This is a genomic window from Bacillus sp. WP8 (assembly GCF_000800825.1).
Lineage (GTDB): Bacteria > Bacillota > Bacilli > Bacillales > Bacillaceae > Bacillus > Bacillus safensis.
Genome location: NZ_CP010075.1, coordinates 434,366 through 446,325 on the forward strand (window position 1 = coordinate 434,366; position 11,960 = coordinate 446,325).

General features: G+C 41.0%; 10 protein-coding genes. 9 read left to right on the forward strand and 1 reads right to left on the reverse strand.

Annotated features, from left to right (window positions below; translation table 11 throughout):
- The first annotated feature begins 166 nt into the window (after positions 1-166).
- From QR42_RS02065 to uxaC, 3 genes are all read left to right on the forward strand, one after another.
- Positions 167-1,333 (forward strand): Gfo/Idh/MocA family protein, encoded by a 1,167-nt coding sequence (locus tag QR42_RS02065; RefSeq protein WP_039176489.1) that lies wholly within the window; start codon positions 167-169, stop codon positions 1,331-1,333.
- Positions 1,334-1,391: 58 nt separating this feature from the next.
- The gene (locus tag QR42_RS02070) at positions 1,392-2,489 is read left to right on the forward strand and encodes a Gfo/Idh/MocA family protein (RefSeq protein WP_039176497.1); all 1,098 of its coding nucleotides are present in this window, start codon (positions 1,392-1,394) and stop codon (positions 2,487-2,489) included.
- 80 nt (positions 2,490-2,569) lie between these two features.
- Positions 2,570-4,021 carry a glucuronate isomerase gene (uxaC, locus tag QR42_RS02075; protein ID WP_052196512.1) on the forward strand — a complete coding sequence of 484 codons (1,452 nt, stop codon included), beginning with the start codon at positions 2,570-2,572 and terminating at the stop codon, positions 4,019-4,021.
- A gap of 71 nt (positions 4,022-4,092) precedes the next feature.
- Here uxaC and QR42_RS02080 read toward each other — a convergent pair whose 3' ends face one another.
- The gene (locus tag QR42_RS02080; protein WP_024425520.1) at positions 4,093-5,586 is read right to left on the reverse strand and encodes a peptide MFS transporter; all 1,494 of its coding nucleotides are present in this window, start codon (positions 5,584-5,586) and stop codon (positions 4,093-4,095) included.
- A gap of 263 nt (positions 5,587-5,849) precedes the next feature.
- On the opposite strand from QR42_RS02080, the gene QR42_RS02085 reads away from it, so the two are divergent.
- The 6 genes from QR42_RS02085 to QR42_RS02110 all read left to right on the forward strand — a co-directional run bounded on the left by QR42_RS02085 (position 5,850) and on the right by QR42_RS02110 (position 11,956).
- Positions 5,850-7,637, forward strand: a complete 1,788-nt coding sequence (locus tag QR42_RS02085; RefSeq protein ID WP_039176499.1) for a right-handed parallel beta-helix repeat-containing protein — start codon at positions 5,850-5,852, stop codon at positions 7,635-7,637.
- Positions 7,638-7,835: 198 nt separating this feature from the next.
- On the forward strand, positions 7,836-9,161 hold the full coding sequence (locus QR42_RS02090; RefSeq protein WP_039176500.1) for an LLM class flavin-dependent oxidoreductase: 1,326 nt from the start codon (positions 7,836-7,838) through the stop codon (positions 9,159-9,161).
- A 16-nt stretch (positions 9,162-9,177) separates the two neighbouring features.
- Positions 9,178-9,681 (forward strand): GNAT family N-acetyltransferase, encoded by a 504-nt coding sequence (locus QR42_RS02095; protein ID WP_039176502.1) that lies wholly within the window; start codon positions 9,178-9,180, stop codon positions 9,679-9,681.
- Between the two features lie 22 nt (positions 9,682-9,703).
- Positions 9,704-10,498: an amino acid ABC transporter substrate-binding protein gene (locus QR42_RS02100; RefSeq protein ID WP_024427304.1), complete on the forward strand. Its 795-nt coding sequence runs from the start codon at positions 9,704-9,706 to the stop codon at positions 10,496-10,498.
- Positions 10,499-10,522: 24 nt separating this feature from the next.
- Positions 10,523-11,197 carry an amino acid ABC transporter permease gene (locus QR42_RS02105; protein ID WP_024427305.1) on the forward strand — a complete coding sequence of 225 codons (675 nt, stop codon included), beginning with the start codon at positions 10,523-10,525 and terminating at the stop codon, positions 11,195-11,197.
- A gap of 12 nt (positions 11,198-11,209) precedes the next feature.
- A complete protein-coding gene (locus QR42_RS02110; RefSeq protein WP_039176505.1) occupies positions 11,210-11,956 on the forward strand; it encodes an amino acid ABC transporter ATP-binding protein in 747 nt (248 codons plus the stop codon).
- Positions 11,957-11,960 lie beyond the last annotated feature (4 nt).

Sequence of the window (11,960 nt, forward strand, 5' to 3'; positions counted from 1 at the left end):
AGATTGAGTTATAATGTTTTTGAGCTACCATACTAGTATAACTAGAATATTAATAGAACGAACGGTACTCTGATCTATCAGTTAGGTGAATCATTCAGTTTTTTTGAAAGCGCTATCTCATTATTAGAAGTGAAAATTTATCTTCTTGCAGAAGGGAAAGATTGATATGACCAACATCGCAATTATAGGAACTGGATCTATTGCAACTGCCCATATCGAGGCTTATCTTGCAATGCCTGAAATCAGTAAAATTGTAGCTTTAGCTGATATTTATCCTGAAAAAGCAATGTCTGCAGCAACAAAATATAACCTAGAAGCACGAGTTGTCGCTAACTACCAAGAGTTATTGAATGATCCTACGATTGATGCCGTTTCCATTTGTACACCTCCTTATATGCACGCAACCATTGCCATCGATTTTCTTAAAGCAGGCAAACATGTCTTAGTAGAAAAACCTATGGCTTCTTCTCTAAAAGAATGTGACGAAATGATAAAAGCATCTATTGAAAGCCAAAAGCTTTTATCCGTTGTTGCTCAAAACAGGTTTATGACGCCCATTATGAGATTAAAACATGTCCTTGATCAAAACCTCATTGGAAAAATCGCTCATACTCAAGTTGATTCTTTTTGGTGGCGTGGTCATAGTTACTATGATTTATGGTGGCGCGGTACATGGGAAAAAGAAGGTGGAGGTTGTACACTTAATCATGCTGTCCATCATATTGATATGTTGCAATGGATGTTAGGATTGCCGACTGACATTTTTGCAGCAACTAGTAATACCTTGCATGATAATGCAGAGGTTGAAGACCTTTCGATTGCTGTACTTCGCTATGGAAATGGCAGCTTAGCACAAGTAACCAGTTCTGTTGTTCATCATGGAGAAGAACAACAATTGATTTTTCAAGGTGAAAAAGCTAGAGTATCTGTCCCATGGAAAGTAAATGCTCAAATAGCTAAAGAAAATGGGTTTCCTCAAGAGAAAAATGATGAGGATTTAGAAAATCGTATTCAGGAAGCTTTTAATCAATATCCGGAATTGCTATTTGAAGGGCATAAAGGACAAATAAATAATTTTTTAATGGCCATCAATGGTAACCAGAAGCTTTTAATTGATGGAACAGAAGGAAGAAATACACTAGAACTTATTACAGCCATCTATAAATCTGCAAACCAAGGTGTTCATGTGAAGCTTCCTCTTTTAGCAGACGATCCTTTTTACACACGTGAAGGCATGCTCGCGAACGTTAAGCATTTTTATGAAAAACAAAGCAGTGTAGAAAATTTTTCAGACGATACGATAACCGTTGGAGGAAATTACGAGAAACTATGAGTCTAACGTTATAAATTATTAAAAATAAACTGGAAGCTAGCTAGAGGAGGAACAAATCATGCAGAAAAGTGATGGAATGAATTATGCTCCTAAGGGAAAAAGTGCCCCTGTTGTTACAGAAGGACAATTCGTAATAGCAGCTATAGGTCTTGATCATGGACACATCTATGCAATGTGCAATGGATTAACTGAGGCTGGGGCTACATTAAAATGGGTGTATGATCATGATCAGAAAAAAGTACAAGAATTTTGTAAAGCATATCCGGAGGTACAGGCAGCCAAAAGTGAGAAAGAAGTTCTCGAAGATCCTGATGTAAGGCTCGTGGCAGGCGCAGCCATTACATCTAAACGCTGTGATTTAGGGCTGCGTGTTTTAGATCATGGTAAGCATTACTTTACGGATAAATCACCTTTTACAACGTTAGAACAATTGGAGCTTGCTCGTAAAAAAACAGCTGAAACGGGGCTTAAATGGGCTGTTTATTATAGTGAACGTTTGCACGTGGAGAGTGCCGTATTTGCTGGTCAATTGATTGAACAAGGAGCCATTGGAAAAGTGGTACAAGTTCTTGGGACTGGCCCACATCGTAGTAATGTAGAAAGCAGACCCAGCTGGTTTTTTGAAAAGGAGTATTATGGAGGTATTCTATGTGATATTGGTAGTCACCAAATTGAACAATTCCTTTACTATTCTGGCGCAAAAGATGCAAAAGTTGTACATAGTAAAGTGGGCAATTACAAACATCACCAATATCCAGAATTGGAAGACTTCGGCGATGCTACTTTAATTGCGGATAATGGGGCTACAAACTATTTTAGAGTAGACTGGCTGACTCCTGATGGCCTTAGCACTTGGGGGGATGGGCGTACATTCATTCTTGGAACAGATGGGTATATTGAAATTCGCAAATACGTAGACATAGCAAGGGATAAAACAGGAGACCATTTATACTTAGTAAATCAACAGACAGAGCAACATTTTTCTTTAAATGGAGAAGTAGGATTCCCTTACTTTGGTGAACTTATTTTAGATTGTTTAAACGATACTGAAAATGCTATGACTCAAGAACATACTTTTAAAGCCGCAGAACTATGCTTAATTGCACAACGAGACGCAATCTATGTAAATACGGAGATTGAATTAAGTAAGATCTAAAAAAGTGAGGTGTTATTTTTGTTAATAACACCTTATTTCATTTAATTGATTTTCTAAACATAAGTATAGAGGTGACTATATTGTCTACATTCCTAAGCGAAGATATGATGCTTAATCACGAAAGTTCAAAAGTTCTTTATCATGATTACGCGAAAAATATGCCAATCTATGACTTTCATACGCATTTAATGGCTGATGATATTGCTGCTAACAAAAAATATGAAAATATGACTGATATTTGGCTTAATGGAGACCACTATAAATGGAGGGCTATGCGGTGGTTTGGCGTAGAAGAAAGATTGATCACGGGGAATGCAAGTGACAAGGAAAAATTTTTAGCTTGGGCCCAAACGGTTCCATATACAATAGGAAATCCTCTTTATCATTGGTCACATTTAGAATTAAGTCGTTATTTCAATGTAAATGAGTTGTTCTCAGAAAAAAATGCACATAAAGTTTGGGATATCTGTAATGAGAGATTAAATGAAAGGAACATGTCCACAAATGGAATTTTAGAAAAATTTAATGTAAAAGTTGTATGTACGACTGATGATCCAATCGATACTTTAGAAATTCATCAAATCATACGTAAAGATGTAGGAATTACTACTAGGGTCCTACCTACATTTAGACCGGATCAAGCTTTAAATATTGAACAATCAAATTTTGTGAATTATATAGAAAAATTAGGTGAGTCAATCAACGGCGTTGTTTTAACATATGAAAACTTTATCGCTTCATTACATTCACGAATTGATTATTTTCACGCGAATGGATGCAGAATGTCTGATCATGGTTTTGAAATATTTCCATTTTCACCAGCTACTGAACAAGAAGTATCTTCTATCTTTGTACGTGCGCTGCAAGGAAAAACACTATCCCAAGAGGATATCAATAAATTTAAAACAAACACTCTTCTTCACCTGAGTAAAAAATATCATTCTCTTCATTGGACCATGCAATTACACATAGGTGCTTTAAGGAATAATAACACACGAATGTTCAAGTTAACGGGAAAAGATAGTGGGTACGACTCTATGTCTGACTTCCACCTAGCAAGACATTTAAATGGTTTTTTGAATGCCTTAGACAAAGATAACCTTTTACCTAAAACCATTATCTATAATTTAAATCCCGTTCATAATGCGATTGTGGCCTCTACTATAGGGAATTTTCAATCTTCTGATGCCAGAGCAAAAATTCAATTTGGATCCGGGTGGTGGTTTAATGATCAAAAAGACGGCATGCTAGATCAAATGAAAACATTATCTAATATAGGTTTGCTTAGCACTTTCGTAGGTATGCTTACAGACTCCAGAAGCTTTTTATCGTTCCCTCGCCATGAATATTTCAGAAGAATTTTATGTAATTTATTTGGGACTTGGATAGAAAATGGAGAGCTTCCAAGGGATTACGAATTTATAGGAAAAATAGTCAAAGATATTTGTTATCACAATGCCGTGAATTATTTTAACATCGAAATAAATGAGACAGTACCAATGAAAACGAATGAATCATGCAGTAAGATATAAAATTTCTATATGAAGGATGATCAACAATAAAGTGAAAAACTGGACATGATGTACTCATGTCCAGTTTTTTATTAATGAACGCCTTTCATCGCTTTCTTAATCACTGGTGTCAGTAATAGCATTACAACGCATAAAACGATGGCCAGCAATCCGATGATACCGAAATAGACGGTTTCTGGCACTTTATCAAACAGTTTGACTACTTGCGCATTGATCGCCTGTGCCATCGCATTTGAAAGGAACCAAAGGCTCATCGTTTGCGCTGAGAAGGCAGCAGGTGCCAGCTTTGTTGTCGCTGACAGTCCAACTGGTGATAAGCAGAGCTCTCCGATCACAACGAGGAAGAAGCTCAGAACGAGCCATAATGGGCTCACAAGTGTGTTCGGACCAGACATGTATGCAGGAATGATCATGATGATGAAGGATAACCCTGCAAACAGAAGGCCGAGTGAGAATTTAATCGGGGTAGACGGCTGTTTCTTCCCAAGTCTGACCCATAACCAAGCAAACACTGGAGACAGCAGCACAATAAAGATAGGGTTCAATGATTGGAACCATGAAGACGCTAGTGTCATCCCAAGAAAATTCAAGTTTGTTCGTTGATCTGCATATGTCGCTAAAATGTTTGAGCCTTGTTCTTGAATCGCCCAGAACATCACGGCAGCAAGGAACAATGGAATATAAGCGAGAACTCTGGATTGCTCCACTGCACTCGTCTTTTTACTGAAATACATGACAATGAAATAAACAATCGGAATGAGTACACCAAGGGCACTGACAAACCAAGTGAATAGATTAATTGTGAGTGCGCCTGTTTGAATGCCAATGACAGCAAAAACTGCGAGCAAAATCACAACCAATGATCCGTAAATTTTGAAGTTCTTACGTTCGGCAGCTGATAATGGATTTGTCACATAAGTGCCGGCAAGACCAAGGTTCGGTTTTTTTGTGACCACAAATGTAATGAGTCCAACAAGCATCCCAACGGCAGCGAGTGAGAACCCGAGGTGGAAATTCACTTTTTGACCGAGTGTTCCGACAATTAATGGGGAGATAAAGCCACCCATGTTGATCCCCATGTAGAAAATACTAAATCCAGAGTCCCTGCGTGGATCTGTTTTTGTATACAGGTCGCCAACAATGTTTGAAACGTTTGGCTTAAGAAGACCTGTCCCAATAATAATCAGTCCCATACTAATAAAGAGCGCTGTTGCTCCGCTTGGCAAAGCCAAAATCACGTGGCCAAGCATAATGAAAACTCCGCCATAAAACACCGTACTGGACGAACCAAATACCCGGTCGGCGAGCCATCCGCCAATAACTCCTGACATATAGACAAGCGCACCGTAGACAGACATGATCGAATTGGCTGTCGTCTGGTCAAAGCCTAGACCGCCTTTTGTCACCTCTGTGTACATATAATAAATAAGCAGTGCACGCATGCCATAATAGGAGAAACGCTCCCAAAATTCAGTGAAAAACAGTGTGTAAAGTCCTTTAGGATGTCCAAAAAACCCTTTTTGAGGAACACTTTTAACAATTTTATCGTGGTCGATTGTAGACATGGCATAGATCCTTTCTTAAAAAAAGAGATATGAGAAAAATGATATTCTTGTATAGTTCTTGTGTCAATATAAAACTATTCTAAAACAGGAAAATGTTAGTTCAATAGGCTTAAAGACTCAAAAAATTGAAAAATTCATTGAAGTAAAAATTATCGGAAAGTTATTCCGGAAGAATTTATTTAAAATTTGAAGCAATGTACAAGCAAACCTTTACCACATGCATAGGATGACGAGAGAACATGTGTGAAAAGGAGTGATTTAGGTTGGGGGAATTGAATGAAGCTGATCTAAAAAAACCTGTTGTCAATGTACTAGATTTTGGCGTGATTGCTGACGGGAAAACGGATTGCACAGCCAAGCTCAATGAATGTTTAGAATGGACAAAAGCACAAGGGTATTCCCATGTCTGGCTGCCGAGCGGCACATATTTAATCGATGCGGTGTACAGAGGTGATTCATTTTTTCCTTTCCGAGGTGCAGGTATACGGGTGCCAAGTCATATATGCATTGAGATGGCGCCAGACGCTGTGATAAAGGTAAAACCAAATGATTCATGGGGGTATGCAGCCTTTTATATAGGAAAGGTTCAGAATGTGACCATCCGAGGCGGACGTATTGAAGGGGATCGTCATGAGCATGTATACAAGCCGCTCCCCTCTGAACGAAAAACCCATGAATGGGGCTTTGGGGTGTGCATTGAAGGTGCCTCCCATGTCGAGGTGAATCATGTCCAAATCAAAAATTGTACGGGAGACGGCATTATTGTCAGTCCCCATGGTTTATTGACAGAGGGTGAACCGTACTCGCCTGCTGCATCTATTGATATTTCCGGCTGCACCATCACAGATTCGAGGCGCAACAACATTTCGATTACAGGCTGTGATGGGGTCATTGTGGAGGACTGTCTCTTGGAAAGAGCAGGAGTAAATGGGGTCGAGCCGAGAATGGGCATTGATATTGAAGGCTATGGAGAAAATGCCGTTAATATGGAAGAACCGCTGAATATTCAGATTCGAAACAACATCGTCAGAGGAGGTGCTGCAAGCTCCATCTATAACTTTAACGGTTATGGTGTGATCATTGAAGGCAATCATACAGATAGCAGTATCTCCTATGGCTTCTCCACCGAAACGATCATTGCCAACAATATGATTCGTGCAGTGGGAGGAGGGGTTACAAAAGCAGGGATTACGAGCTTAGGCGTCTCACTTGGCCAAACCGAAAACAATGTGATTATTATTGGCAATATGATTGAGGGGTTTGAAAAAGGGATTGATGTGAGGGGAGACAGTGTTCACATTACAGGTAATAAGATTAGTCTTTTTGAAGATGCGGCTGTGTCCGTTTATATGGCGAATCGTATTCTAATAGAAGGAAACCATATTGAATCAGGAACGAATACCGGAAAAAGGAGCGCCTCCCTGCGTATCTATCAATCGGATAGTGTCGTCTTTTCAAACAATACGGTCTATTCTGTTATCGATGCGGCCGTGGTGAGAGGAACGAATATCCTTATTCAGCACAATCAATTCAAAGAATTCAGCAGAGGAATCTGGGTGCAGGAAGGGGAAACAGGGATCAACGGCAACCACTTTATTCAAGAAGGACACCCGGAGCTAGATTCTTCCTATACGATCAGTGTCACCGAAAATGCAAAGGCTTTCATCTGGCAGAATCGCTTTAAAAACTATCAAAACTACGCTGTATACAGTAGCACGACAGGGGCATTAGAAATTAAAGACAATTCCTTTGAAGAAACATCCTTATATGTGGTGATGTATATTAAAAATGGTTCACCACAAATTGGAGATAACCGCTTCTATTTAAATCGATCGATCGGACAGCCGACAGCGATCTTTATTGACCAGGCTTCCTCAGCTCGTGTGCTGCGCAATAACATCATCAATCTATCTCCTCAAAAAGCGATTGCTGTCCGCACCGCAAATTCCACTCATTCTGTCATCGCTCACAACATGCTGGAGCGCAGTCAATTGTTGACACACACCACAGACCGGCTCATCGGAAATATTGAGATTGATACGCCATCATGAGCGTTTAAAATCCCTTATTTTGGAGGTTCAGAAGGCGGTTGACAATCCTGTAAAAAGGGCATATAGTAATAATTATTTTTCATTTTTCGCAACATTTGCCCTTTTTTTATTAATAAAACCGATTAATTCAATCAGAAAAATGTATCTTCTAAGGACTTCAGTTTGATACATGTAGGATATAGAAAGGATGAAGAACAAGTGTCACAGCCGAAAAGGAAGCTCAAGCTAGGCGTATTCATCGCAGGAACTGGACATCACGTTGCCTCTTGGAGACATCCGAATGCAGTACCAGACGCAGCCATGAACCTAGATTATTTTAAACAATTAGCGAAAAAGGCAGAGGAAGGAAAGCTGGATTTGCTCTTTTTAGCTGACAGTTTATCCATTAATCAAACCTCTCATCCGAACGTATTAACGAGATTTGAACCGCTCACGCTGCTTTCATCGATTGCTGAGTCTACTTCAACGATTGGTTTAGCAGCAACAGCTTCCACTACATACAGTGAGCCTTTCCATATTGCAAGACAGTTTGCCTCCCTTGATCATTTATCAGGCGGAAGAGCGGCATGGAATGTGGTCACATCTTCTATTGAAGAAACAGCGAAAAATTTTAGCGGAGAAGAGCATTTAGCACATCATAAACGTTATGAGCGGGCAGAAGAGTTCGTCGAAGTCGTCAAAGGTCTCTGGGATTCTTGGGAGGAAGACGCCCTTATCAGAAACAAGGAAACAGGAGAATTCTTCGAATCTAGTAAGCTTCATGAGCTCCAGCATAAAGGTGAGTTCTTCTCAGTCAGGGGGCCTCTCAACGTATCACGCACGCCGCAAGGGCAGCCTGTGATCATTCAAGCAGGATCTTCCGAAGATGGTCAAAAGCTTGCAGCAAAAACAGCAGAGCTCATTTTCACTGCACAAAACGATCTCGAAAAAGCGAAGGAATTTTATCAAAGCTTGAAGGGGAAAGTAGAGGCTGCTGGCCGTGCTAGAGAGGACGTCAGCATCATGCCGGGTATCTTCCCGATCATTGCTGATACAGAGGAAGAAGCCCGAGCAAAATATGAAGAATTACAGGAGCTGATTGTTCCTGAGATTGGACTGAGCATTCTGCAAAATTACTTAGGCGGGATTGATCTGTCTCAGTATCCGTTAGACGGACCGCTTCCAGAGATTGATCCGAGCGCGTCAAATGCGGTGAAAAGCCGTTTTGATCTCGTGATGAATATGGCGAGAAAGGATAACCTGACCATTCGCCAGCTCTATCAATCGGTTGCCGGCTCACGCGGTCATAATATTTTCATTGGAACGCCGGAGCAGCTGGCAGACGTGATGGAAACATGGCTGAATGAAGAAGCAGCAGACGGCTTTAATGTCATGCCGCCGCTCTTGCCAGAAGGACTGGATGTGTTTGTAGACCGCGTCGTCCCAATCCTTCAGGAACGAGGCTTATTCAAAACCGATTACACAGGACAAACCTTACGAGAAAATCTCGGACTAACAGAGCCAAAAAATCGCTACACGACATAAGGTGAGGTGACTAACGTTGGGATACACGTTTCGTCTGGCAACAGAGGCAGATATAGAGGCGCTGCTTGAACTAACAACAAGAGCCTATGAGCCAATTCGTGAGCTCGGCATTCAGTTCCAAGCAGCACATGCCGATTTCGCTCTCGTTCAGAATAATGTACAAAAGAATCTTTGCTATGTGATGGAAGAAAACGGAGAGCTTCTATCCACCTTATCACTCCGCATGCCTTGGGGAGAGCAGCCAGGACCGTTCGGCGTCCCTCACATCTGGTGGTTTGCCTCAGAACCAGCCGCCAAAAAAGGGACAGGCTCTGCCTTGCTGGAATGGGTTGAAACCGAAGTACTAAGGGATACACTAAAGGTACCGTACGTGTCACTCGGTACAGCTGATAAGCACCCGTGGCTCGTAGAAATGTATGAGCGCAAAGGCTATGTCAGAGCAGGAGAAAAGGATTTAGGCAAAGGTCATATCACGGTTTATCTTAAAAAACAATTAAGATCAGATATCACACAACCATAAGACGAAAGAAGGGTTTTCGAACATGAAAAACAAAAAGTGGCTAGTCGTTCTTTTTGCAGCAATGCTGGCAGTTTTAGCAGCTTGCGGCGGCAATAATCAGAGTGAAGGCAAAGACGAAAAAGTATTAAAAGTAGGTGCTACTGGACAAAGCTATCCTTTTGCTTATAAAGACAATGGCAAGCTCGTCGGATTCGATGTTGAAGTAACAGAAGCCATTGCGAAAAAGCTTGGTTACAAACTAGACTGGCAGCTGAGCGAATTCAGCGGACTAATGGGACAGCTGACATCTGGTAAGCTCGATACGGTGTCAAACCAAGTTGCCATTACAGACGAGCGTAAACAAACATTTAACTTTACAGATACGTACGCATACGCAGGAACACAAATCATCGTGAAAAAAGATAACAACGACATCAAAGGTCTTGATGATTTAAAAGGAAAAACAGTGGCGGCGGTTCTTGGCTCTAACCACGCTAAAAACTTAGAGAGCAAAGACCCAGATAAGAAAATTAAGATTAAAACATATGAAACGCAAGACGGCGTATTAAATGAAGTGGCAAATGGCCGCGTAGATGCTTATGTCAACGGCCGCAGTGTATTACTTGCTCAAATTGAAAAAACAGGTCTGCCGCTGAAAATCGTAGGCAACCCAATTGTGTATGAAGAAGTAGGCTACCCATTTGCGAAAGATAAAAAGCATGACAAACTAAGAGAAGAATTTAACAAAGCCATCAAAGAATTAAGAGAAGACGGGACACTTAAGAAATTGTCTGAGAAATATTTCAAAGACGATGTCACAGTGCCAATTAAAAAATAACAACAGCGGCGGTGAAGAGCAGACATGAACAAAATTGATTGGCAGTATATGGTGACGGTTTTTCCGACACTGCTTCAATACTTGCCGATAACGATCTTCATGGCGATTGTCTCCATGGTATTTGCCATTATCATTGGTGTGGTATTCGCTCTTATTACAAAAAACCGGATACCTGTTTTATACCAATTTGCCAAGCTGTATATTTCTTTCTTCAGAGCGGTTCCAACCTTGGTTCAGCTCTTTCTCATTTATTTTGGTCTCCCGCAGCTATTCCCTGCGATGACCTCAATGGATGCTTTAACAGCGGTCATTATCGGATTAAGTATTAAAAACTCAGCATACTTAGCAGAAATTTTCAGAGCGGCTCTGAACTCAGTGGATGAAGGGCAGCTTGAGGCATGCTTATCTGTCGGTATGACAAGATGGCAGTCTTACGTCAGAATTATTTTCCCGCAGGCCATCAGAAATGCGATTCCAGCGACGGGGAATACCTTTATTGGTCTTTTAAAAGAAACATCTCTTGCCTTTACGATTGGTGTGGCAGAAATGTTTGCACAAGGGAAGATGATTGCATCGGCGAACTATAAATACTTTGAAACCTATTTAGCCGTAGGGATTGTGTATTGGGTGATGACCATCATTTATAGCTTCCTGCAAGACCTATTTGAACGAAAAATCAGCAAACCTTACCGGAATTAAGGAGGTGTGGACATGATCAAGCTCACCAATTTGAAGAAATCATTCGGCGACCTTGTCGTCTTAGACGGAATCAATCTCGACGTGCAAAAAGGGCAGGTTGTGGCCATTATCGGACCTTCTGGCTCCGGTAAATCCACTTTGCTGCGCTGCTTAAATTTATTAGAAACACCAGATGAAGGCACGATTGAAATTGGCGATGCGAAGCTCGATGCGTCTAAATATTCACGTAAAGAAGCCCATCACCTGCGTCAACAAACGGCCATGGTGTTTCAAAACTATAATTTATTTAAAAACAAGACAGCACTGCAAAACATTACAGAATCATTGCTTGTGACGAAAAAAATGACAAAGCAGCAGGCGAATGAAATCGGTATGAAACTGCTGAAGCAGGTAGGGCTAGAGCAAAAGGCTGACAGCTATCCAGTCACATTATCTGGCGGACAGCAGCAGCGGATTGGGATTGCCCGCGCGTTAGCGGTTGATCCACATGCGATTTTGCTGGATGAACCAACGTCAGCGCTTGATCCAGAGCTTGTCTCAGGTGTGCTTCAAGTCATTAAATCCATTGCGATTCAAGAAACAACGATGATCATCGTTACACATGAAATGGCGTTTGCAAGAGAAGTGGCAGACCATGTGATTTTCATGGCAGATGGTCATATTATTGAGCAGGGCACGCCAACTGAGTTATTTGATGAAACGAAGAATGAACGGACGAAACGATTTATCCAAAAAGAAGCAGCGGCTGAAGAAGCATAAGCTG

Excerpts from the sequence above, each read along its gene's own strand:
- QR42_RS02065 (WP_039176489.1), top strand. The coding sequence starts at position 167 with ATGACCAACATCGCAATTATAGGAACTGGATCTATTGCAACTGCCCAT.
- QR42_RS02070 (WP_039176497.1), top strand. The coding sequence starts at position 1,392 with ATGCAGAAAAGTGATGGAATGAATTATGCTCCTAAGGGAAAAAGTGCC.
- QR42_RS02080 (WP_024425520.1), bottom strand. The coding sequence starts at position 5,586 with ATGTCTACAATCGACCACGATAAAATTGTTAAAAGTGTTCCTCAAAAA.
- QR42_RS02100 (WP_024427304.1), top strand. The coding sequence starts at position 9,704 with ATGAAAAACAAAAAGTGGCTAGTCGTTCTTTTTGCAGCAATGCTGGCA.
- QR42_RS02105 (WP_024427305.1), top strand. The coding sequence starts at position 10,523 with ATGAACAAAATTGATTGGCAGTATATGGTGACGGTTTTTCCGACACTG.
- QR42_RS02110 (WP_039176505.1), top strand. The coding sequence starts at position 11,210 with ATGATCAAGCTCACCAATTTGAAGAAATCATTCGGCGACCTTGTCGTC.